20 protein-coding genes and 1 tRNA gene are annotated in these 21,348 nt (G+C 65.8%); 17 read left to right on the top strand and 4 right to left on the bottom strand.

Annotated elements, in window-relative coordinates:
• Window positions 1–25 precede the first annotated feature (25 nt).
• Window positions 26–832, bottom strand: coding sequence for an undecaprenyl-diphosphate phosphatase (locus EOB59_RS18755; RefSeq protein ID WP_127269760.1), 807 nt, complete (start codon window positions 830–832; stop codon window positions 26–28).
• Between the two features lie 160 nt (window positions 833–992).
• On the opposite strand from EOB59_RS18755, the gene EOB59_RS18750 reads away from it, so the two are divergent.
• From EOB59_RS18750 to EOB59_RS18700, 11 genes are all read left to right on the top strand, one after another.
• A complete protein-coding gene (locus EOB59_RS18750; protein WP_013528622.1) occupies window positions 993–1,685 on the top strand; it encodes a glutathione S-transferase family protein in 693 nt (230 codons plus the stop codon).
• Window positions 1,666–2,820, top strand: coding sequence for a tRNA epoxyqueuosine(34) reductase QueG (queG, locus tag EOB59_RS18745; RefSeq protein ID WP_128288962.1), 1,155 nt, complete (start codon window positions 1,666–1,668; stop codon window positions 2,818–2,820). The genes EOB59_RS18750 and queG overlap by 20 nt, the downstream gene beginning before the upstream one ends.
• Entirely contained in the window at window positions 2,817–3,719 is a 903-nt protein-coding gene (locus tag EOB59_RS18740) for an SDR family oxidoreductase (RefSeq protein WP_127398487.1), read from the top strand. Before queG ends, EOB59_RS18740 begins: the two co-directional genes overlap by 4 nt.
• A 65-nt stretch (window positions 3,720–3,784) precedes the next feature.
• The gene (gene mepA, locus EOB59_RS18735; RefSeq protein ID WP_128288961.1) at window positions 3,785–4,873 is read left to right on the top strand and encodes a penicillin-insensitive murein endopeptidase; all 1,089 of its coding nucleotides are present in this window, start codon (window positions 3,785–3,787) and stop codon (window positions 4,871–4,873) included.
• 192 nt (window positions 4,874–5,065) lie between these two features.
• Window positions 5,066–6,091, top strand: coding sequence for a glucokinase (locus EOB59_RS18730; RefSeq protein ID WP_127808447.1), 1,026 nt, complete (start codon window positions 5,066–5,068; stop codon window positions 6,089–6,091).
• A 137-nt stretch (window positions 6,092–6,228) separates the two neighbouring features.
• A complete protein-coding gene (locus tag EOB59_RS18725) occupies window positions 6,229–8,088 on the top strand; it encodes an ABC transporter ATP-binding protein (protein ID WP_127382152.1) in 1,860 nt (619 codons plus the stop codon).
• Window positions 8,085–8,906: a 4-hydroxy-tetrahydrodipicolinate reductase gene (dapB, locus tag EOB59_RS18720; RefSeq protein ID WP_127268269.1), complete on the top strand. Its 822-nt coding sequence runs from the start codon at window positions 8,085–8,087 to the stop codon at window positions 8,904–8,906. The genes EOB59_RS18725 and dapB overlap by 4 nt, the downstream gene beginning before the upstream one ends.
• Before the next feature lie 32 nt (window positions 8,907–8,938).
• On the top strand, window positions 8,939–9,559 hold the full coding sequence (locus EOB59_RS18715) for a 2,3-bisphosphoglycerate-dependent phosphoglycerate mutase (protein WP_128288960.1): 621 nt from the start codon (window positions 8,939–8,941) through the stop codon (window positions 9,557–9,559).
• Window positions 9,560–9,632: 73 nt separating this feature from the next.
• Window positions 9,633–9,717: transfer RNA gene (locus tag EOB59_RS18710), tRNA-Leu, on the top strand.
• 149 nt (window positions 9,718–9,866) lie between these two features.
• A complete protein-coding gene (locus EOB59_RS18705) occupies window positions 9,867–11,546 on the top strand; it encodes a cyclic nucleotide-binding domain-containing thioredoxin-disulfide reductase (RefSeq protein ID WP_128288959.1) in 1,680 nt (559 codons plus the stop codon).
• Window positions 11,543–11,851 (top strand): UBP-type zinc finger domain-containing protein, encoded by a 309-nt coding sequence (locus EOB59_RS18700; RefSeq protein WP_164895685.1) that lies wholly within the window; start codon window positions 11,543–11,545, stop codon window positions 11,849–11,851. Before EOB59_RS18705 ends, EOB59_RS18700 begins: the two co-directional genes overlap by 4 nt.
• Window positions 11,852–11,939: 88 nt before the next feature.
• Here the strand turns inward: EOB59_RS18700 and EOB59_RS18695 are convergent, their stop codons facing one another.
• The 3 genes from EOB59_RS18695 to EOB59_RS18685 form a co-directional block, all read right to left on the bottom strand.
• Window positions 11,940–12,314: a YkvA family protein gene (locus EOB59_RS18695; protein ID WP_128288958.1), complete on the bottom strand. Its 375-nt coding sequence runs from the start codon at window positions 12,312–12,314 to the stop codon at window positions 11,940–11,942.
• Window positions 12,315–12,404: 90 nt separating this feature from the next.
• On the bottom strand, window positions 12,405–12,587 hold the full coding sequence (locus EOB59_RS18690) for a hypothetical protein (protein ID WP_013528612.1): 183 nt from the start codon (window positions 12,585–12,587) through the stop codon (window positions 12,405–12,407).
• A gap of 127 nt (window positions 12,588–12,714) precedes the next feature.
• A complete protein-coding gene (locus EOB59_RS18685) occupies window positions 12,715–14,703 on the bottom strand; it encodes a transcriptional regulator (RefSeq protein WP_128288957.1) in 1,989 nt (662 codons plus the stop codon).
• 254 nt (window positions 14,704–14,957) lie between these two features.
• Here EOB59_RS18685 and cysK point away from each other — a divergent pair, with 254 nt between their 5' ends.
• From cysK to EOB59_RS18655, 6 genes are all read left to right on the top strand, one after another.
• Entirely contained in the window at window positions 14,958–16,046 is a 1,089-nt protein-coding gene (gene cysK / locus EOB59_RS18680; RefSeq protein ID WP_127268753.1) for a cysteine synthase A, read from the top strand.
• A 13-nt stretch (window positions 16,047–16,059) separates the two neighbouring features.
• Window positions 16,060–17,547, top strand: a complete 1,488-nt coding sequence (locus EOB59_RS18675; RefSeq protein WP_128288956.1) for an aspartate aminotransferase family protein — start codon at window positions 16,060–16,062, stop codon at window positions 17,545–17,547.
• A 48-nt stretch (window positions 17,548–17,595) separates the two neighbouring features.
• Complete coding sequence (locus EOB59_RS18670; protein WP_128288955.1) at window positions 17,596–17,952, top strand: hypothetical protein; 357 nt, start codon at window positions 17,596–17,598, stop codon at window positions 17,950–17,952.
• Between the two features lie 124 nt (window positions 17,953–18,076).
• Window positions 18,077–18,448 carry a hypothetical protein gene (locus tag EOB59_RS18665; protein ID WP_027040247.1) on the top strand — a complete coding sequence of 124 codons (372 nt, stop codon included), beginning with the start codon at window positions 18,077–18,079 and terminating at the stop codon, window positions 18,446–18,448.
• A gap of 114 nt (window positions 18,449–18,562) precedes the next feature.
• Complete coding sequence (locus EOB59_RS18660) at window positions 18,563–19,189, top strand: CDGSH iron-sulfur domain-containing protein (RefSeq protein WP_127268750.1); 627 nt, start codon at window positions 18,563–18,565, stop codon at window positions 19,187–19,189.
• A 246-nt stretch (window positions 19,190–19,435) separates the two neighbouring features.
• Window positions 19,436–21,348 (top strand): hydantoinase/oxoprolinase family protein (locus EOB59_RS18655; RefSeq protein WP_245486670.1); only part of this gene is annotated, 1,913 nt, incomplete at its 3' end.

Below are 21,348 nucleotides of genomic sequence, written 5' to 3'. Positions count from 1 at the left end.
TTCCGTCCGCTTCGCGGACCACTCCTCACCCCCAGATCATCAGCGCCATCAACCCGACACCGCCGACCACCAGCCGCCACCAGCCGAACAGCGCGTAGCCTTTGCGCGAGACGTAGTCGAGCAGGAAGCGCACGACGATGAGCGCCGTGACAAAGGCGGCGACGAAGCCGACGGCGATGATCGGCAGGTCGGCACTGCTCAGCACGTTGCGGTTCTTGAACAGGTCGAAGGCGAAGGCGCCGACCATGGTCGGGATCGCAAGGAAGAAGGAAAATTCAGCGGCAGCGCGCTTATCGACGCCCAAAAGCAGGGCGCCGACGATGGTCGAGCCCGAACGCGATGTGCCGGGAATGAGCGACAGGCACTGGAAAAGCCCGATCTGCAGGTAAAGCCGGGTCGGGAAGCGCTCGACATCGCGGTAGACCGGCTTGAGGTTCATGCGGTCCACCGCCAGCAGCACGACGCCGCCGATGATCAGCATGATGCAGATCAGCCTCGGCGATTCGAACAGCACCGTCTTGATGAAATCATGCGCCAGCGCGCCGATGATCGCCGCCGGCAGGAAGGCGATCAGGATGCCGATGGCGAAATGCCGCGTCAGCCGGTCATGCGGCAGTTCGAGCAGCATCTTCCACAGGCGGCGGAAATAGACGCTGAGGATCGCCAGGATGGCGCCGAGCTGGATCAGGATCTCGAAGGCCTTGCCGGTCGAATGGAAGCCGAGGAAATGACCGGCAAGCAGAATATGGCCGGTCGACGACACCGGGATGAACTCGGTCAACCCCTCCAGCAGGCCGAGCAGCAGGGCTTCGACGATGGTCTGGCTTTCCATGGCTACCTCGGCATTGGCGTGACGGCTGACAGAAGGGCTTGCTTGTCATGGCGTTGAAGTCCCCCTATAGGTCGCAACACCCTGACGGCCCGCTAACCGGGCGGCCAAGACTTACCGGTGCGCCCTGCGATTCGCCAGTGCGCTTTATCATCGCGGAACCATGCTGACGCTTTTCCACCATCCCATGTTCGCCACCTGTCGCTTCGTCCGCCTCGCATTCGGCGAGTATGGCGAGGAGCTGGCTTTGATCGAGGAAAAGCCGTGGACCCGGCGCAAGGAGTTCCTGGCGCTGAACCCGGCCGGAACGCTGCCGATCCTGCTGGCCGAAGGCGACGTGCCGATCGTCGGCGCGACGGTGATTTCGGAATATCTCGATGAAACGCGCGGCGTGCTGAAGCGCGACAAGCGGCTGTTCGCCGAGGACCCGATGCAGCGCGCCGAAATCCGCCGGCTCATCGACTGGTATCTCAACAAGGCTGAAAGTGAAGTCACCCGCCATCTGGTGCGCGAGCGCGTGCTGAAGCCGGTCATGCCGGAAACCGCTGGCGGCGGCTCGCCCGATTCGGGCGCGATCCGTGCCGCGCGCGCCAACATCCGCCAGCACATGAAATACACCAACTGGCTGGCCGGCACCCGCCATTGGCTGGCTGGCTCCAGGGTCACCTATGCCGATCTCGCGGCCGCGGCGACGCTGTCGGTGCTCGACTATCTCGGCGAGATCGACTGGCGCGAGCACAGCGCTGCACGCGAATGGTACACGCGGGTCAAGTCGCGGCCCTCCTTCCGGCCGCTTTTGACCGACCGGGTGCGCGGCCTGTCACCGGTGTCGCATTATGCGGACCTCGACTTCTGACGCCGCAAAACTGCGCGCGCTGATCGACGCGGAGGCGCAGCGCGCCGGCTTCGATGCCGTTGCCGTCACCTCCCCCGATGCGATCCCGCTGGCGCCGGCGCGCCTGGCCGAATTCGTCGCCGATGGCTTTCACGGCTCAATGGACTGGATCGCCGAGACGCTGCAACGCCGCAGTGAACCAATGGCCCTCTGGCCGCAGGTGCGCTCGATCATCGTGCTGGCGATGAACTATGGCCCCGACCATGATCCGCGCGGGCTGCTGGCCAAGCGCGACTCCGGCGCGATCTCGGTCTATGCGCAAAACCGCGACTATCACGATGTGATGAAGGGGCGGCTGAAGGAGATCGCCGGCAAGATCGTGGCGCGCGCCGGGGGTGATGTGAAGGTATTCGTCGACACCGCGCCGGTGATGGAAAAGCCGCTGGCCGAGGCCGCCGGGCTCGGCTGGCAAGGCAAGCACACCAATCTGGTCAGCCGCGAGCACGGCTCCTGGCTGTTCCTCGGCACCATCTTCACCACCGCCGAACTCGTGCCCGACCGCGCCGAGATCGACCATTGCGGCTCCTGCCGCGCCTGCCTCGACGCGTGCCCGACCGATGCCTTTCCGGCGCCCTACCGGCTCGATGCGCGGCGCTGCATCTCCTATCTCACCATCGAGAACAAGGGGCCGATTCCGCACGAATTCCGCGAAAAGATCGGCAACCGCATCTATGGCTGCGACGATTGTCTTGCCGCCTGCCCGTGGAACAAATTCGCCCGGGCAGCTTCCGAAGCAAAACTCGTCGCGCGCGATGATTTGCGCGAGCCGCCGCTCGCCGACCTTTTGGGTCTCGATGACGCGGCCTTCCGCGCTTTCTTCTCCGGTTCGACGATAAAACGCATCGGCCGCGACCGGTTCATCCGCAACGTGCTGATCGCCGCCGGCAATTCCGGCGATGCTTCGCTGTCTGGCGCGGTGCGTACGCTTCTCGGCGATCCGTCACCGCTGGTGCGGGGCGCGGCAATTTGGGCGCTGGCGCGGCTGGTGCCCGTTGCCGAATACTCGCAACGGGCAGCCATCGGTCTGAAAGCCGAGAGCGACGAAGCCGTGCGCGACGAATGGCGTCTGGCGCGGCCAACCAGGGCGAATGCATGAGCGAAAAGCAGATATTCATCTTCGGCGCCGGCTATTCCGGCAGGGCTTTTGCTCGGGCTAACAAAGGCGCCGCGACGATCTTCGGCACGACACGCTCGCCGGAAAAATTCGAGACGCTACGGCAGGCCGGTGTCGCGCCGCTCCTGTTCGACGGCGCGATGACCGGCGAAATCGGCGATGCATTGGGAAAAACAACGCATCTGCTGATTTCGGTCGCCCCGGAAGAGGCCGGCGATCCTGTGCTGAATGCCGCCCGCGCGGGAATCCTCACTCAAATGCCGGTGCTTGAATGGATCGGCTATCTCTCCACCGTCGGCGTCTACGGCAATTATGACGGCGCATGGGTCGATGAAACGGCGGAATGCCGGCCGGTGTCGAAGCGCTCGGTGATGCGGGTGGCCGCCGAACGAGACTGGCTGGAGCTGGGCCGCGAGATCGGCCGACCGGGGGCGATCCTGCGCCTGTCCGGCATTTACGGCCCCGGCCGCAACGCGCTGGTCAATCTGGAAAACGGCACTGCAAGGCGGCTGGTCAAGCCGGACCAGGTGTTCAACCGCATCCATTGCGACGACATTGCCGGCGCCCTGTGGCAGCTCATCGAAGGCAATACAGGCGGCATCTTCAACGTCACCGACGACCTGCCGGCGCCGCCGCAGGATGTCGTCGCCTATGCCGCTTCGCTGATGGGTATCGAACCGCCGCCCGAAATTCCCTTCGACGCCGCCCAACTTTCGCCCATGGCGCGGTCCTTCTATGGCGAGAACAAGCGTGTCGCCAACGCGGCGATCAAGGCGGCGGGTTATTCCCTGCGGTTTCCAGACTACCGCGCCGCCTTCGATCATATGTGGGCAAGCGGCGATTGGCGTGACGGCGAAGCGCGCAGCCCGATGAAGCGCTGACGATCGAAGCCGCGGGCGCGGCGTGCTATGATTCGGCCTTGGGATTGCGGTGGAGAACCGGGTTCATGAAGACAGCGATGAGGCTATCTCTAGGCAAAACGCCCCTGTTGGCCGCTGCGCTCGGCCTGCTTGCCGTGCTTGGGTTAGCCGTTCAGCCGGCGAGCGCCGAGGAGCGGGCAAAAGACCTGTTCGGCGCCAAGAAACTGCCGGCCGCGACCGCGGCGCGGTCGATCGGATTCTATTCCAAGGGCTGTTTTGCCGGCGGCGTCGCCATTCCCTTGGACGGTCCGACCTGGCAGGTGATGCGGCCGTCGCGCAACCGCCGCTGGGGCCATCCGACGATGATCGCGGTAGTCGAGAAATTGTCGCGCGACGCAGCGGCCGATGGTTGGCCAGGCCTGCTGATCGGCGACATTTCGCAGCCGCGCGGCGGCCCGATGCTGACAGGACATGCCTCGCACCAGATCGGGCTCGACGCCGACATCTGGCTGACGCCGATGCCCCGCCGCCCGCTGTCGATGGCGCAGCGCGAATCGATGAGCGCCACCTTGATGGTCGATGAGAAGACCCATCTGGTGAAGGACGCGCTGTGGACGCCAGCGCACACAAGGCTTCTGAAGCGGGCGGCGAGCTACGGCCAGGTCGAGCGCATCCTGGTCAATCCGGGCATCAAGAAAAAGCTCTGCGACACCGTCAAGGGCGATCGCTTCTGGCTGCGCAAGGTCAGGCCGTTCTGGGGCCACGACTATCATTTCCACATGCGCATCGGCTGCCAGCCGGGCTCGCCCGGTTGCAAGGCGCAGGAAGCGACGCCGGACGATGACGGTTGCGGCAAGCCGCTGGCCTGGTGGTTCACGCAGGAGCCGTGGCGGCCCAACAAGAACCCCGATGCCCCCAAGGCGCGCGACCTGATGACGATGGCGAACCTGCCGAGCGAGTGCCGCGCTGTGCTTGACGCGCCGGGGCCGTCGTCGGCCGATGCGGCGACCTACCATGGCGGCGGCGTGCCGGTCGCGGCTGCCGCGCCCGAACCCGAAGCGCCCTCGTTGCCCGCCACCCCGGCCGCCGCCGGCTTGCCAAGCACGATGAACGCTTTCACGGCGACGCCCGAGATCGGCGTGCCGCTGCCGCGACCGCGGCCGCCTGGAAACTGACGATCACGGCTTATAGCTTATAGCAGACTCAATCGGTTCAGCGCCTCATTTTTGCGAAACCGTGGCGGTTTGGCCGCAGAGCCGGCCTCAGCGCGCCGCCGGGGTCGAAAACCGTTTCCCTTTTCAAACCCATGCGCTAGTCAACGGAAGAACGGCCAGATGCCGTCGGGGGCGCCGGAGACGGACGAGAGCATGCCACGCACAGGCGACGACGATACTTTGTTGCGGTTTCCGATCCTCATCGGCGACATCGGCGGCACCAATGCGCGCTTTTCGATCGTGCTCGACGCCAATTCCGAGGCAGGCGAGCCGACCATTGTCCAGACGGCGAACTACAACACCATCGACGAGGCGATCCAGGCGGCCGTGCTCGACCGCTCGTCGGTGCGTCCCAATTCGGCGGTGCTGGCGGTGGCTGGCCCGGTCGACGGCGACGAGATCGAGCTGACCAACTGCCCCTGGATCGTCAAGCCGAGGAAAATGTTCGCCAGCCTCGGCCTGAGCGACATCGTCGTGCTCAACGATTTCGAGGCGCAGGCGCTGGCCGTCGTCGCGCTCGGCGAGGAGCACATGGAAAAGATCGGCGGCGGCACGCCGGAGCCCAATGCCGGGCGCGTCGTGCTCGGTCCAGGAACCGGGCTCGGCGTCGCCGGGCTGGTCCACGCGCTGCACCACTGGATACCGGTCCCCGGCGAGGGCGGCCATATGGACATCGGCCCGCGCACACCGCGCGATTTCGAGGTTTTTCCGCATATCGAGAAGCTGGAGGGCCGCATTTCGGGCGAGCAGATCCTGTGCGGACGCGGTCTGGTCAATGTCTATCGGGCGGTTGCCAAGGCAGACGGCAAGCCGTCGCCCTTCACCACGCCGGCCGAGATCACTGCCGCGGCACTTGCGAAAACCGATCCGGTTGCAGTGGAAGCGCTGGAGATTTTCGTCACCTGCCTTGGGCGCACCGCAGGCGACCTTGCTCTGGTGTTCATGAGCCGCGGCGGCGTGTTCCTCACCGGTGGCATCGCGCAGAAGATCGTGCCGGCGCTGAAAGCCGGCAATTTCCGCGCCGCTTTCGAGGACAAGGCGCCGCACAGCGCGATGATGCGCACCATGCCGGTCTATGTCATCACCCACCCGCTGGCCGCACTTCTGGGCCTTGCCGCCTATGCCAGGAACCCCTTGCTGTTCGGTGTCCAGACGGAGGGCCGGCGCTGGCAGGCCTGAAAGCCAGCGAAGCGCTCGCGCCCCGCGACGAAGTTAATCAGGTGCGGGCATAGGCAATCAGGCCGCAGGGCGTTAAGAGGGGTGCCGAATTTGCAGCCCCGGTCCCACGAGGCGGAAAACCACAAAGCGCTCCCGATTTGACACTTCAAGCTCCAAACAAACAAAAAGCCCGGCCCGGCGAGGTCACAGCGGTGCTCCGCCGCATCCTCGCTGAAAACGGCAAAGAGTATCGCTGGACCTATGTCGTCGCCGTCTCTTGCCTGCTGATCGTTTCCGGCACCACTGCCTTCACGGCGTGGATCATGGCCCCGATGATCAACCAGATCTTCTACGAACGACGCGGCGATATGCTCTGGTTGATCTGCGCCGGTTTCATGGGGGCCTCCCTGCTGCGCGGCTTCGCCGGTTACGGCCAAGCAGTCGCGTTGGCCAGTATCGGCAACAATCTGGTCGCGCGCTACCAGAAGCGCAGCTTCGACCATCTGATGAAGCTCGGCGTCAACTTCTTCAACGATACGCGTTCCGGTCGGCTGGCGGCACAGGTCAGCGAGAATGTCGGCGGCGTTCGCGATCTGCTGTCGCTGACACTGACCTCCATCAGCCGCGACGCGGTCACGCTGGTCGCTCTCGTCGGCGTGATGATCTATCAGGATCCGGTGTTGTCGCTCAGCTCGCTGCTGATCGGCCCTCCACTGATCTGGGCCGTCGTCTATATCACCCGCCGACTGCGGCGTATCAACCGGGAATCCGTCCTGATCAATTCGCGGCTGAACGGGTCCGTGCAGGAAGCCACGCAAGGCATCGCCATCGTCAAGGCCTTCACCTTGGAGGCCGAGCTGGCGCGCCGCATCGGCATCATGGCGGACACGGCCGAGCAGCGTAACAACAAGATCGCCCGCGTCTCGGAGCGGCTGTCGCCGATTTCCGAGATTCTGGGCGGTCTCGCCATCACCTCCGTGCTTGCCTATTCCGGCTACCGGGCGCTGTATCTTGGGCAGCCGCCGGGCGCGGTTTTCTCCTTCATCACCGCACTGATCATGGCTTACGATCCGGCAAGACGCCTGGCGCGCACACAGGTGGGCATGGAACGTGCCCTGGTCAACGCGCGCATGATCTACGAGTTGCTCGACCTGGAGCCGAAACAGGGCGACGCACCCGATGCCGTCGAGGCGAGGATCACCACCGGCGAGGTGCGTTTCGACAATGTGACGTTCGGCTACAGCGCCGACATGCCGGTGCTTAGGGACCTGAGCTTTACCGCCGCGGCCGGCAAGGTGACGGCGATCGTCGGTGCGTCGGGCGCCGGCAAATCGACGCTGGTGGCGCTCTTGCAGCGCTTCTACGACGTCGATCGGGGCAGCATCGAGGTCGATGGCCAGGACATCTCGAAGGTAACCAAGCATTCGCTGCGGCAGTCGATCGCCTATGTGGCGCAGGCGCCCTATCTTTTCGAAGGCACGATCCGCGACAACATCCGCTACGGCCGTCTGTCGGCCACGGACGCCGAGATCGAGCAGGCGGCGAAACAGGCGGCAGCCGACGAGTTCATCCGCCAGCAGCCGCAAGGTTACGACACGCCGGTCGGCGAAGGCGGCTCGACCCTTTCCGGCGGCCAGCGCCAGCGCGTCTCGATCGCCCGCGCCATCGTGCGCCAGGCACCGATCCTGCTGCTCGACGAGGCGACATCGGCGCTCGACAACGAAGCGGAGGCGCGCGTCCAGGAAGCGCTGACCCAAGTCATGCAAGGCCGCACGACCATCGTCATAGCGCATCGGCTGTCGACGGTGGTCAATGCCGACCACATCATCGTGCTGGAAGAGGGACGGTTGGTCGAGGAAGGCACCCATGCGACGCTGATGGCCGACCCGGACAGCATCTATTCCCGCTTCCACCGCATCCAGGGCAAGAAGGGACTGGGGCTTGTCGAGGACCGCGAGCCGATCCAAACTCCGGTCCGGGCCACGCGTGCGAAGAAGACTGCTGTGAGGAGCACATGAGCGAAGCAGGCGATATGGGCCTTGTGGTGGTGGGCGCTGCCGGCCGCATGGGCCAGACGCTGATCCGTGCCATCCACACCATCCCCGGCGCGCGGGTCATCGGCGCGGTCGAGCGGGCGGGTTCGCCCTATCTGGGCAAGGACGCAGGCGAACTGGCGGGCATCGGCATCATCAATGTGCCGATCGGCGACGACCCGTTGCCGGTCTTCGCCAAGGCAGACGGCGTGCTCGATTTCACCACGCCTGCTTCGACGGTCGAATTCGCTGGCTACGCCGCGCAAGCGCGCATCGTTCACGTCATCGGCACGACCGGGTGCACGGCCGACGACAATGCGAAAATCGCGGCGGCGGCGCGCCATGCGACGATCGTCAAGTCGGGCAATATGAGCCTCGGCGTCAATCTGCTGGCGGTGCTGGTCGAGCAGGCGGCACGCGCGCTCGATGCCGACGATTTCGACATCGAGATCCTCGAAATGCACCATAAGCACAAGGTCGACGCGCCATCGGGCACAGCGCTGCTGCTGGGCGAAGCCGCCGCCGCCGGGCGTGGTATCGAGCTTTCAGGCAATGAGGTACGCGTCCGCGACGGCCACACCGGCGTGCGCAAGACAGGCTCGATCGGCTTTGCCACCCTGCGCGGCGGCTCTGTCGTCGGCGACCACAGCGTGATGCTGGCCGGCACCGGCGAGCGCATCACGCTTGCCCACCATGCCGAGGACCGCGCCATCTTCGCTCGGGGCGCCGTCAAGGCGGCGCTTTGGGCGCGCGGCAAGAAGCCGGGGCTGTATTCGATGCGGGACGTGCTCGGCCTCAGCTGAGCGGCCAATCTGCCAACCTGAAGGGAGCAAACATGTCGAGAACCCTCGTGCTCGTGCGCCACGGCCAGAGCGAATGGAATTTGAAGAACCTGTTCACCGGCTGGCGCGACGTCGACCTGACCGAGCAGGGCCACGCCGAGGCCAAGTCCGCGGGGCAAAAACTCAAGGCGCGCGGCCTGAAATTCGACATCGCATTCACCTCGGCGCTGATCCGGGCGCAAAAGACCTGCCAGCACATTCTCGACGCGGTCGGCCAGAGCGATCTGAAGACCACCCGCGACCAGGCACTCAACGAGCGCGACTATGGCGACCTCACCGGCCTCAACAAGGACGACGCCCGCAAGAAATGGGGTGAGGAGCAGGTGCATGTCTGGCGCCGCTCCTACGACGTGCCGCCGCCGGCCGGCGAAAGCCTCAAGGACACCGGCGCCCGCGTCTGGCCCTATTACCTGCACGACCTGCAGCCGCATGTGCTGCGCGGCGGCACCGTGCTGGTCGCCGCGCACGGTAACTCGCTGCGCGCGCTTATCATGGCGCTCGACGGCAAGTCGGGCGAGGAGATCGTCAAGCTGGAACTCGGCACCGGCGTGCCGGTCATCTACCAGCTCAACGCCGATTCCACCGTCGCTTCGAAGGAAGTGCTGGACGACTGAGCCGGCGAACGGAGCACCTGCGAAAAAAGCGCGTTGACAGCAATCGCTTGCCCGCTTACATGAGCCCGCACCAGCCCAGATGGCGGAATTGGTAGACGCGCACGGTTCAGGTCCGTGTTCCGCAAGGAGTGGAGGTTCGAGTCCTCTTCTGGGCACCAAATTCCCGTTTCGAACCATTCGCCGGTTCAGAAACTTAGAGAAAAAGCCCGGCTCGCCCGGGCTTTTTCTTTGCCGCCAACCTCCCCTTCCGGCCAGTCCCCTCACAAACCGCTTCAAACTCCGCGCCCGCTTCGCTACGCTCAAAACCATGGCTCAATCCACCACCCAGATATTCGGTGCCCGCCGCGACCAGGCGTTCCCCACGCTGGCCGAGGTGGATATCGACCGCATGCGCCGGTTCGGCGAGGCCAGCGCCTATGCCGCTGGCGAGCACATCATCGAAGCAGGCGATGTGGCGCCCGGTCTGATCGTCGTGCTGTCGGGCAGCGTGGACATCACCCAGGACGGCGGGCTCGGCCGGCGCGAGACGATCGTCACGCATGGTCCGGGCAGCTTTGTCGGCGAGCTGGCGCAGCTTTCGGCCCGTCCCTCGCTGGTCAATGCGCAGGCCGCCGAACCGGTGGAGGCGTTCGTCATCGCCTCGCAGCGGCTGCGCGACCTGATGGTGCAGGAGGCCAATCTCGGCGAGCGCATCATGCGGGCGCTGATCCTGCGCCGCGTCGGGCTTTTGGAGAGCGCCACCAGCGGGCCGATCATCATCGGACCCCAGGACAATGCCGACGTGTTGCGGCTGCAGGGTTTCCTCGCCCGCAGCGGCCAACCGCACCGCGTGCTCGATTCCGGCAGCGATCCCTGCGCCAAAACCCTGGTCGAACGCTTCGAGGTCGATCCGCACCACCTGCCGATCGTGCTCTGTCCAAACGGCAGGCTGCTGATGAACCCCGGCGAAAAGGACCTCGCCCGCTGCATCGGCCTGCTGCGGCCGATCGATGCCGAGACGGTGTATGACGTGGCCATCGTCGGCGCCGGCCCGGCAGGGCTGGCGGCGGCGGTCTATGCGGCATCCGAAGGGCTGTCGACGATCGTGCTTGATTGCCGTGCTTTCGGCGGACAGGCCGGTGCCTCCTCGCGCATCGAGAACTATCTCGGTTTCCCCACCGGCATCACCGGCATGGCGCTGATGGCGCGCGCTTACAACCAGGCGCAGAAATTCGGCGTCGAAATGGTCATCCCGGACGAGGCGAAGCTTTTGAGCGCCGCCACCGACGCGTCAGGCGCCCGCTATCTGCTCGATGTCGGTGACGGCGAGACCGTGCGGACGCGCAGCGTGGTGATCGCCAGCGGTGCGCGCTATCGCCGCCTCGACATCGCCAATCTGGCGCGGTTCGAGGGAACGTGCGTGCACTATTGGGCGTCGCCCATCGAAGGCCGGCTTTGCGCGGACCAGGAAGTGGCGCTGGTCGGCGCCGGCAATTCGGCCGGGCAGGCGGCTGTCTACTTGGCCAGTCATGCGCGCAAAGTGGCGCTGCTGGCGCGCGGTGGCAGCCTCGATGCCAGCATGTCGCGCTACCTGGTCGAACGCATCCGGGCGCAGCCGAACATCGAGGTGCTGACCGGGACCGAAATCGAGGCGCTGGACGGCGAAGAGGGCAATCTTGGCTCGGTGCGATGGCGCGACCGCGCCAGCGGCGCGGAAACGACGCGCCCGATCCGCCATCTCTTTCTCTTCATCGGCGCCGACCCGAACACCGATTGGCTGGCGAATTGCGATGTGGCGCTGGACGCCAGGGGGTTCGTGCGCACCGGATCGGAGCTGGGATCGGCGCAGATGGAGACCAGCCGCAGCGGCGTGTTCGCCATCGGCGATGTCCGTTCCGGTTCGGTCAAACGCGTCGCGGCGGCTGTCGGCGAAGGCGCCCAGGTGGTCGCGGCATTGCATGCCTATCTCGCGCGCGCGGACGCACCTGAAACAGCAGGGAGACCATGATGGATGAATGCAGGCATACGCGCGACATCAGGAAGGTGACGCCGAGTGCGCTCGGCTGCGAGGAGTGCCTGAAGAGCGGGTCGCAATGGGTGCATTTGCGGCTCTGCCGCACCTGCGGCCATGTCGGCTGCTGCGACGACTCGCCCAACCGCCACGCCACCAGGCATTTTCACGCCACCAAGCATCCGATCATCGAGGGCTACGATCCGCCGGAAGGCTGGGCATGGTGCTATGTCGACGAGGTGTTTGTCGACCTCGGCGACGACGTGACCTCGCAGAACGGCCCGATCCCGCGCTTTGTTTGAGCGTCGCCGGATGGCGACGGAATCCCTGGAAAAGCGCGGTCCGTCCGGGCTTTCTTGGCGGCGGCCTCCCTGCTGAACGGCCTGGCAGTCAGTCGGCGAAATACAGATATCCCAGCCACCCGGCCAGCACGACCGAGGCAGTCCAGATACAAACAATGATCACCGCCGCGTAGCGGCTCACCGGCCTGTCGGCGGCCAGCGCGGCGGTCTTTCTGTGTTCCGCCATCACCTCGGGCGGTATCATCCTGACCACGGCAAGGACGCCCAAAGGGACAAGGATGACGTCGTCGAGATAGCCGATCACCGGAATGAAATCGGGGATCAGGTCGATTGGCGACAAGGCATAGCTTGCAACACACACGGCAAGCGCCTTGGCGTACCAGGGCGTTCGGGGATCGCGAGCGGCGAGGTAGAGCGCATGCACATCGCGCTTGATCGTTCGGGCCCACTCATTCAGTGCCATCGGATGATTTTAGCGCCAAATGAAAACCGCCGATAGCGCACGCCAGGCGCCCGCCTCCGACAGCATCTCGAAGAGCCGATGACCGCCGGTCTACCGCACGGAGCCGGTGACGGTCGGGTCGATCATGCTGGGAACGGATTTGCGTTCGTTGCCGGCAAGCGCCGCTATGATCAGCAGGCTGGCAACCACCGGGACAAACAGGATGGCAACGCGAGCTTGCACGTAAAAGATGGCGCGCCATTCATTGCGCTTGTCGGGGCTGTTGCTCATCATACTCACTTTGTCGGTCCCCCACGCGGTGACATAGCTGCAAACGGTTAAACAACTCCTTCCGACTTCGTTAACCCAGCGGAATTGAGGCGAAATTCCCAGGCGATCCCAGAGATGGCGATGCCAGGCTTCAGTTCAGCCCGATAAGCCTGGCGCCCTGCCGGAACAGCGCCACGGCGTCCGGCTCGAAGCGGAAGGTGCCGATGAAATCGTCGGCGCAATAGTCCGGCCTTGTCTTGCGAATGGCGGCGGCGAAGCCGCGCGCCTCGTCGAGCCGTCCGGCCAGCGCCAGGCAGTGCGCGGCGATCGCCAGTATGATGGCGTGGGCGTTGGGCCGCGCCGCCGCCTTCAGCGCCCATTCGGCCGCTTCCTCGAACTGGCCGAGCCGGACATGCGCCATGGCGCGTGCGCCCAGCATGCCGAACAGCAGCGGGTCGAACGGGCTGAGATGGCGCGAATGATCCGAAGAGCCTATCGCCGCTCGCGGGTCGCCTGACTGCGAATGCACGAAGGACAGCGCGTAGTGGCCAAGCGCGAAGTTGGGGCTGAGATCGACAGCCCGCTCGAGTTCGAGCAGCGAGCCGTCCTGCTCGCCGCGCAGCCACAGCGCCCGGCCCATCGCCCAATGCGCGGCCGGATTGTGGTCGTCGACCAGCAGGCTGTGTCCGGCGCTCTCGAAGGCCAGCGCGCTTTCGCGGTCGCGGTCGCCCCAGCGCTGGAAGGCGTTCTGCCAGTGGGTGAAGGACAGGCCGGCATAGGCGCGGGCAAAGGTCGGGTCGAGCTGCAAGGCCTGGGCAAAGAAATGCCGCGCCTGTTCGTTTTCCGCCTGGGTGAAGCGGTACATGTGCCAGAGGCCGCGATGGTAGGTCTCCCAAGCGTTGAGCGAGCTGGGCGCCTTCAGCATGGCGCGGTTGCGCTCGACGGTTTCGATCTCGGCCGAGATCGAGGAGACGATGCTGTTGCCGATGTCGTCGAGCACGGAAAAGATGTCATCGGGCCTGCGCTCGAAGGTCTCGGCCCAGACGATCCTGGCGCTGCGCACCTCGATCAGTTCGACGCCGACGATGAGGCGGCCGGACGGGCTGCGCACCGTGCCGGTGGCGACATAGTCGACATTCAGCCGGCGGCCGGCATCCTCGGGCGCGATGTTCTGCTCTGCCAGCGCAAACACCGATCCGCGCGCGATGACGAAGAAATCCCTGAGCTTGGCCAGGCGGGTGATGATGTCGTGGGTGAAACCGTCGGCCAATCCGCCGCGCGTGCCGCCGCTCTCCTCGACAAACGGCATCACCGCCAGCGACGCGTGGCTGGGCTCGACCGGGCCGGGTACGGTGGTGGCCACCAGTGGCGATAGCGTGGACAGGCAGGCCGCCTGTGTCCGTGGCGAGGACCCGGGCCGTTGTTCACGGATCGCCCGCCAAGCCGCGCGAAGCGGTGCGAAATCGAGCTCCTCCGACCGAAACAATCGCTCCGCCGAAGCCAGGTGCTGCTCTGCCGCGCCGGCCTCGCCGCGCCCGGCCAGATTGGACAGCAGCGCCAGATGTCCGCGCGTGTCGAACGGCGCCAGTTCCACCCATGTGTCGAGATGGGCGATCGCCTCGTCACTATGCGCCGGCAGGCTTGCGACAAGCCGTCCCAGAACGGCGGCATGGCAAGCGCTGAAGCGGCGGCGCTGCGCGATCAGCCAGCTGTTGAAATGCGGGCTGCGCTCGAGCTCCAGCCCGTCGAGAAAATCGCCGGCAAACAGTTTGGCCAGCGCCCGCAAGCGGTCGACATCAAGGCTGCCCAGCCCTTGCGAGGCGGCCTTGCTCACCTCCAGCGCATCGACCAGACAATCGCTCAGATCGAGTGCTACCGTGTCGCCCTGTGTCACGACCCGGTGTCGGCCCGGCGCGTCGAGTGCGCCGCGCAGCTTGCTCAGGCACCAGCGCAGCTCGCCCCTTGGATCGTTCGGCACGTCCCACAGCAGCTCGCACAGACGGCTGCGGCTGACAGGATGCGGCGCCAGCGCCAGATAGGCCAACAGAGCGCGCAGTTTGCGCGACGACGGCAACGTAACCGGCACATCATTGCGGGAGATCGCCAGCGGTCCGAGCAGGCGCACGGAAAGGACCGGCATGTCGCCGTCCGGCCTCGATCGGCTGGATTCCACGTGCGTTTCCACGCCTGCTCCCACGCTGGCCTGTCGGCCTCTCCTGTATCACCAAACACGACACGGCGCATCCGGCAGCGGATTTCAGCGCCGGATGCAGCCATTGCCGCTGTGCGGCATGTCAGTCCTAGCGCGGCAAGGTCACCAAACCTCGCCGCCCGACCCGCCGGTTTGTAACCGGCCCGTGAAGACAAAACGCGATGACAATCAAGGAGACCAAGATGTTGCAGCAGCAGAAGATCAGAACCACGGCCGGGCGCGGCCGCTTGTTCGACAGCATTCTCGATACCGTCGGCGACACGCCGGTGGTGCGCATCAACAATCTCGGACCGGCCCACGCGACGATCTACGTCAAGGCCGAGTACTTCAATCCCGGTGCTTCGGTGAAGGACCGGCTGGCGCTCAACATCATCGAGGAGGGCGAGCGCAGCGGTGCGCTGAAGCCGGGCCAGACAGTTGTCGAGGCGACCAGCGGCAACACCGGCATTGGCCTCGCCATGGTCTGCGCGCAGAAGGGCTATCCGCTGGTCGTCACCATGGCCGACAGTTTTTCGGTCGAGCGCCGCAAGCTGATGCGCATGCTGGGCGCCAAGGTGGTGCTGACGCCGCGCGCCGAAAAAGGTTTCGGCATGTACAAGAAGGCGGTGGAACTGGCCGAGGCCAATGGCTGGTTCCTCGCCCGCCAGTTCGAGACGGCCGCCAATGCCGCCATCCACGAGGCGACGACGGCGCGCGAGATCGTCAATGATTTCGCCGGCTCGCGGCTAGATTGCTTCGTCACCGGCTATGGCACCGGCGGCACGGTGGTAGGCGTGGCGCGCGTGCTGCGCCGCGAGCGCCCGGAAACCCGCATCGTGCTCTCCGAGCCGGCCAACGCGCAGCTCATCGGCAGCGGCAAGGTCCAGCAGCGCGGCGCCGATGGTGCGCCCGCCGCCAGCCATCCGGCCTTCGAGCCGCACCCGATCCAGGGCTGGACGCCGGACTTCATCCCCAACGTGCTGCAGGAGGCGATCGACACTAGCCTCTATGACGAGGTGATGCCGATCGCCGGGCCCGAGGGCATCAAATGGGCCAGGGAACTGGCGCGGAAAGAGGGCATCTTCACCGGCATTTCCGGCGGCGCCACCTTCGCCGTGGCACGGCAGGTCGCGGAGAAGGCGCCGGCCGGGGCGGTGATCCTGTGCATGCTGCCCGACACCGGCGAGCGCTACATGTCGACGCCGCTGTTCGATGGCATCGAGGCCGAGATGGATGCCGAGGAGGCCGCCCTGTCGCGCTCGACGCCCGGCTGCCAGTTCCCGGCGACTTGACGGGAGATCTGGTATGGACGCCATGCAAGAAAACCTCGGCCTGGTGGCCGAGGAAACGCTCGATCCCCCGGACTGGGCCGATGTACAGGCCCTGTCGCACCGCGTCATCGACGATGCGGTCGATTATCTCCGCGATGTGCGCGACCGCCCGGTCTGGCGGGAGATGCCGGCCGATGTGAGAGAGGCCTTCGCGGCACCGCTGCCGCGTTCGCCGGCACCGCTTGCCGCCGTCTATGGCGAGGTCTCGCGCACGGTGATGTCCTATCCGATGGGCAACACCCATCCGCGCTTCTGGTCCTGGTACATGGGGTCGAGCAACTTCACCGGCGCGCTCGGCGATTTCCTGGCGGCCATCCAGGGCTCCAACCTCGGCGGCGGCAACCACGCGGCCGGGCTGATGGACAGCCAGGTGGTGAACTGGTGCAAGCAGATGCTGGGCTTTCCGGCTTCTGCCGGCGGCACGCTGGTCAGCGGCGGCTCGATGGCCAACATCATAGGGCTGACCGTGGCGCGCAACGTCAAGGCCGGCATCGACGTGCGCGAGCATGGCGTTGCTGCCATCGAGAAGCCGCTGCGCTTCTACGGCTCGGAGCAGATACACTCGTGCCACCGCAAGGCGATGGAGGCACTCGGCCTCGGCAACCGGGCACTGCGCCGCATCCCGACCGATAGCGGGCTGCGCATCGATATCGCTGCCTTGCGTGCGGCGATCACTGAGGACCGCGCAGCAGGGTTCAAGCCGGCCTGCGTCATCGGTACGGCCGGCACCGTCAACACCGGGGCGATCGACGATTTGCAGGCGCTTGCGAAGCTGGCACATGAGGAAGGCCTCTGGTTCCATGTCGACGGCTGCATCGGCGCGCTGATCGCCATTGCGCCTGAAAACGCGCATCGCGTCGCCGGCATCGAACGGGCGGATTCGGTCGCGCTCGATCCGCACAAATGGCTGCACGCCCCATTTGAGGTCGGCTGCGCCCTGGTCAGGGATGCCGCCGCGCATCGCGGGACCTTCGCTGTGACGCCGGAATATCTGGAATCGACGCCGCGCGGCCTCGCTTCCGGCGAATGGCTGCACGACTACGGCCTGCAGACGTCGCGCGGTTTCCGCGCGCTGAAGGTGTGGATGGCGCTGAAGGAGCACGGCGTCGAGAAATTCGGCCGCCTGATCGACCAGAACATTGCCCAGGCTGTCTATCTTGCCGGCTTGATCGAGGCCGCGCCACAATTGCAGCTGGCGGCATCGCCGACCGTCAACATCGTCTGCTTCCGCTATCAGCCCGGTCTGACAGGCGAGGCTCTGAAGACGCTCAACACGGAGGTCATGCTGCGGCTGCAGGAACAGGGCATTGCGGCCCTTTCGGACACCACGGTGCATGGCGAGCACTGGTTGCGCGTGGCGATCACCAATCATCGCACACGGCGCGAGGATCTCGACCTGCTGGTGCGGGAAACGGTGCGGCTGGGGCGCGAGATTGCGGCAGAGGGTGCCGTATCTTCCTAGTTCCCGGCGGGCATGCGATTCTGCCGCCCTGATTCGCGAGGTCCGACGGTGACGCTCTTTCGTATGGCTGCACTTGCGGCCTTGTTCTTCACCACCTCGGCGCAGGCCGCCGAGATGGCCTTCTTTGTCAAGAACCTGCGCAAGGAAGCGGTCGCGGTCGAACTGTTCAGCCGCGACCGTGAGACGGTCTGGCCGGGCAATGACAAGGTGTTCCTGATCGAACCCGAGTCGCAGAAATCCGTGCCGCTGTCCTGCAATCAGGGCGAACAAATCTGCTATGGCGCCTGGGCCGACGGCAACGACAGCCTCTCGGCCGGCGTTGGGCCGGACAATGACCAGCCCTGCGACACCTGCTGCTTCATCTGCGTGGAACACTCGACCGAGACGATCGATCTGGTGCCGTAGAGCGCGGAAGTGTCGTTGGACCCAAATTAAGTCAGGGATCGCTTCGTCCGGTCCACTTCCGCGATTCAGCGCTGCATGCAATGGTTGCCCCGCGGCCGGGTGGGCCGCTTATTCGGGGGTTATCATGTTTCATGCCTATGCGCGCCGCATGCTGGCCGCGCTGTCCTTCGTCATGCTGGTTGCGTCGGCGGCGCAAGCCGACGATGTCACCTTCGCCATCAAGAACAGCCACCCGAACGCCATGCGCGTCGAGCTCTACAGCCAGGATCGCGACTATGTCTGGCCGGGCGAGGACAAGGACTATTTCCTCGACGACGGCGAGACCAAGCAGCTGCCGATATCATGCAACGCGGGCGAATCGATCTGCTACGGCGCCTGGGTCGATGGCGACGAGGGCACCTATTGGGGCGTCGGTCCCGGCAACACGGAAAAATGCGAGGATTGCTGCTACACCTGTAGCGGCGGCGAGACCGAGGAGATCGAGCTGGTCCCCTGACCGGTTTGCCAGCTTGACGGTCTTCGGGCCGGAGCCATAGCCTGTGCAAATACCCAGCGCGCGCCGCCTCGAACTGTTCAGACGCGACGTGCTTCAGGCAAAAGGAGCCCAGCTATGGCCGGCATGGTCGAAAGCGACAAGATCGACGTCGGGTTTTCCGGCAAGCGCTGCATCCATTCGCGCAACTGCGTGCTCGGCGATCCGCATGTCTTCGTGCCCAACGCGCCGGGCCAATGGATCCATCCCGAGGCGGCCAGCGTCGAGAAGATCGTCGCCATCGCCGAGAGCTGCCCGTCGGGCGCCATCACCTATGTCAGGAAGGATGGCGGGCCGCAGGAGCAATCACCGGTGGTCAACACGGTGCGGCTGCGGGAAAACGGCCCGCTGGCGGTACACGCCGAGATCGTGCTCGACGGCGAGACTTCTTATCGTGCCACGCTCTGCCGCTGCGGCGCTTCGGAGAACAAGCCGTTCTGCGACGGCAGCCACAACAAATCCGGTTTTGCCGCCACTGGCGAGCCGCCGCTGAAGGACACGCTGGCGCTCGAAGCGAGGAATGGTCCGCTGAAAGTGACGCCGACCACCAATGGCCCGCTCAAGCTTGAGGGCAATCTCGAGATCGTCACCGGAACCGGCCATACGGTCGACCGTACGCAACGCGCCTTCCTCTGCCGCTGCGGCCATTCCGCCAACAAACCGTTCTGCGATGGGACGCACAAGAAGGTGGGGTTTGTGGGGTAGCTGCGATCTCCCTCCTTGAGGGGATGGCCGGCAGGCCAGAGGGGGTCATCTCGCGTAGAGCGCTGGCTTCCTCTTTCGCCTCGTATGAAGTCGCATCCAGTCGTGCCGACCCCCTCTGTCGCCTTTGGCGACATCTCCCCCTCGAGGGGGGAGATTACCCGTGGCCCAGCGCTCGCGGCTTTATCGCCCGCTCCGTATCGGCTAAGGGCAGGGACAAATAAATTGCCACCCGGACCGCCGCCAAAAATGACCGCCAAGACCAAGCCAAAGCCGCTGTTCCTCGGGATCGACACCGGCGGCACCTATACCGATGCCGTGTTGTGGTCTGAAACGGAAGGCCCGCAAGAAGGGCCGAACAAGGGCAAGGTGCTGGCCAAGGCCAAGGCGCTGACCACAAGGCATGATCTTGCCGTGGGCATTTCCGGTGCCGTCGATGCGGTGCTGCAGAAAGCCGGAACCGATCCGGCTCATATCAAGCTGGTCTCGATGTCGACGACGCTTGCCACCAATGCGCTGGTTGAGGGGCAGGGCGGCCGCGTCGCGCTGGTGATGATCGGCTTTTCCGAGGGCGACCTCGCCCGCGACGGGCTGAAGGCCGCGCTCGGCACCGATCCGGTGGTTTTTTGTCCGGGCGGTCACGATGTGCACGGCAATGCCGCCAGGCTCGACCTGTCTGGGCTGGAAGCGATGCTGCCGGAACTCGGCGCCTCGGTGTCCGGCTTTGCCGTCTGCGCCTATTTTGCCACCCGCAACCCGGCGCATGAGATCGCCGCCCGCGAGTTGATCCGCGAAAAGACGGGCCTGCCGGTCACATCGAGCCACGAGCTGTCGGCCAAGCTCGGCGGCCCGCGCCGGGCGCTGACCACTTTGCTCAACGCCAGGCTGATCTCGATGATCGACCGGCTGGTGGCGGCAACCGAAGGTTTTCTTGGAGAACGCAGCATCGCGGCACCGCTGATGGTGGTGCGCGGCGATGGCGCGCTGGTTTCGGCCGCCTTTGCCCGCCAGCGGCCGATCGAGACCATCCTGTCCGGCCCGGCCGCCAGCCTGGTCGGCGCCCGCCACATGACCGGGCTCGACAATGCTGTGGTGTCCGACATAGGCGGCACCACCACTGATGTCGCCGTGCTCGACGGCGGCCGTCCCAGGCTCGATCCGGAAGGCGCCACCGTCGGCGGCTTCCGCACCATGGTCGAGGCCGTCGCCATGCGCACCTTCGGCCTCGGCGGCGATTCCGAAGTGGCGCTGGAAGATGGCGCGCTCAACCCGAAGATCCTGCTCGGGCCGCGCCGCCTGGTGCCGCTGGCGCTGGCCGGCATGGCGCATGGCAGCGCCGTCACATCGGAACTCGAGCGCCAGTTGCGGGCGCCCAATCCCGGCCGCATGGACGGCCGCTTCGCGGTGCGCACCGGCGTGCCGGATCGGCTCGCCGCCGGCCTGACCGGCGCCGAAGCCAAGCTCTACGAGCTGATTGGTGCCGTGCCGCTCGCCGTCGACAGGCTTTTGACCTCGAACGCGCAGAACGCGACGCTGAACCGGCTGGTGTCGCGCGGGCTGGTGCATGTCGCCGGCTTCACCCCGTCGGACGCTGCCCACGTGCTGGGCAAGCAGGCGAACTGGGATCCCATCGCCGCGCGCCTCGGCGCCGAACTGTTCGCCCGCAAGCGTGACGGCCGTGGCCAGAACATCGCCGCTTCGCCGGATGCGATTTCGGAACGGGTGCTGGTGACGCTGACGCGCTGGTCGGCCGAATATATCCTCGAAACCGCCTTTGCCGAGGACGGGCTCGATGGCGCGTCGACGGTGGCGCACGCCCTGGTGCAGCGCGCGGTCGACGCGCATCCCGGCATTGCCCGCCTGAGCGTTGCGCTCGACCGCCCGGTCATCGGCCTCGGCGCCTCGGCGCCGCTGCATTATGCCGGGCTGCCGCCGCTGATCGGCAATGACTGCGTGGTGCCCAGGGATACCGATGTCGCCAACGCGCTCGGCGCCGTCGTCGGCCAGGTCAGGGTTTCGGCCGAGGCGCGGGTCAGCCAGCCCATAGAAGGGCTGTTTCGTCTTGCCTCGGGTGAAACCGTGCGCGATTTCCTCGACGAGGCGGCGGCGATCGCGGCGGCCGAGGCCGATGTCCGCGCCATCGTCGCGGAGCGCGCCAGGGA

The sequence above is a fragment of the Mesorhizobium sp. M7A.F.Ca.MR.176.00.0.0 genome (assembly GCF_004023165.1).
In the GTDB taxonomy this organism is placed as follows: domain Bacteria; phylum Pseudomonadota; class Alphaproteobacteria; order Rhizobiales; family Rhizobiaceae; genus Mesorhizobium.
The sequence above is the reverse complement of the archived record's forward strand: the minus strand, read 5'-3'. Positions and strand labels throughout refer to the sequence as shown.

Excerpts from the sequence above, each read along its gene's own strand:
- EOB59_RS18755 (WP_127269760.1), bottom strand. The coding sequence starts at position 832 with ATGGAAAGCCAGACCATCGTCGAAGCCCTGCTGCTCGGCCTGCTGGAG.
- EOB59_RS18750 (WP_013528622.1), top strand. The coding sequence starts at position 993 with ATGCTGACGCTTTTCCACCATCCCATGTTCGCCACCTGTCGCTTCGTC.
- queG (WP_128288962.1), top strand. The coding sequence starts at position 1,666 with ATGCGGACCTCGACTTCTGACGCCGCAAAACTGCGCGCGCTGATCGAC.
- EOB59_RS18740 (WP_127398487.1), top strand. The coding sequence starts at position 2,817 with ATGAGCGAAAAGCAGATATTCATCTTCGGCGCCGGCTATTCCGGCAGG.
- mepA (WP_128288961.1), top strand. The coding sequence starts at position 3,785 with ATGAAGACAGCGATGAGGCTATCTCTAGGCAAAACGCCCCTGTTGGCC.
- EOB59_RS18730 (WP_127808447.1), top strand. The coding sequence starts at position 5,066 with ATGCCACGCACAGGCGACGACGATACTTTGTTGCGGTTTCCGATCCTC.
- dapB (WP_127268269.1), top strand. The coding sequence starts at position 8,085 with ATGAGCGAAGCAGGCGATATGGGCCTTGTGGTGGTGGGCGCTGCCGGC.
- EOB59_RS18715 (WP_128288960.1), top strand. The coding sequence starts at position 8,939 with ATGTCGAGAACCCTCGTGCTCGTGCGCCACGGCCAGAGCGAATGGAAT.
- EOB59_RS18705 (WP_128288959.1), top strand. The coding sequence starts at position 9,867 with ATGGCTCAATCCACCACCCAGATATTCGGTGCCCGCCGCGACCAGGCG.
- EOB59_RS18700 (WP_164895685.1), top strand. The coding sequence starts at position 11,543 with ATGATGGATGAATGCAGGCATACGCGCGACATCAGGAAGGTGACGCCG.
- EOB59_RS18695 (WP_128288958.1), bottom strand. The coding sequence starts at position 12,314 with ATGGCACTGAATGAGTGGGCCCGAACGATCAAGCGCGATGTGCATGCG.
- EOB59_RS18690 (WP_013528612.1), bottom strand. The coding sequence starts at position 12,587 with ATGATGAGCAACAGCCCCGACAAGCGCAATGAATGGCGCGCCATCTTT.
- EOB59_RS18685 (WP_128288957.1), bottom strand. The coding sequence starts at position 14,703 with ATGCCGGTCCTTTCCGTGCGCCTGCTCGGACCGCTGGCGATCTCCCGC.
- cysK (WP_127268753.1), top strand. The coding sequence starts at position 14,958 with ATGTTGCAGCAGCAGAAGATCAGAACCACGGCCGGGCGCGGCCGCTTG.
- EOB59_RS18675 (WP_128288956.1), top strand. The coding sequence starts at position 16,060 with ATGGACGCCATGCAAGAAAACCTCGGCCTGGTGGCCGAGGAAACGCTC.
- EOB59_RS18665 (WP_027040247.1), top strand. The coding sequence starts at position 18,077 with ATGTTTCATGCCTATGCGCGCCGCATGCTGGCCGCGCTGTCCTTCGTC.
- EOB59_RS18660 (WP_127268750.1), top strand. The coding sequence starts at position 18,563 with ATGGCCGGCATGGTCGAAAGCGACAAGATCGACGTCGGGTTTTCCGGC.